1 protein-coding gene is annotated in these 307 nt (G+C 58.0%); it reads left to right on the forward strand.

What is annotated here, in order from left to right:
• Nucleotides 1-12 precede the first annotated feature (12 nt).
• A partial coding sequence (locus PSI23_RS22270; RefSeq protein ID WP_273557075.1) for an AMP-binding protein occupies nucleotides 13-307 on the forward strand: 295 nt, incomplete at its 3' end.

A 307-nucleotide genomic window follows, 5' to 3' on the forward strand; every position in this document is an offset into this window, starting at 1 on the left:
GTGGCGATTTGTGTGGCGCGAGGCCTGCCGATGGTTGTCGCGCTGCTGGCGATATTCAAAGCCGGAGGGGCTTATGTTCCGCTGGATGCCGATTATCCGGTAGAGCGCCTGAGCTATATTCTGGCGGATGCCGCCCCCCGTCTTCTGATTGAAGACAGCTATGGTCACCAGGCGTTAAGCCAGGCAGAGGCCCTATCTGAGGTGAGACGTTTACGGTTAGATGCCGACGAACCGGCCTGGCACGATGCGGCCAGGAGCAATCCGGTTGCGACGGTGGGTGCCAATAACCTTGCCTATATGATTTACA

It is taken from the genome of Xenorhabdus yunnanensis (assembly GCF_028598805.1).
Lineage (GTDB): Bacteria > Pseudomonadota > Gammaproteobacteria > Enterobacterales > Enterobacteriaceae > Xenorhabdus > Xenorhabdus yunnanensis.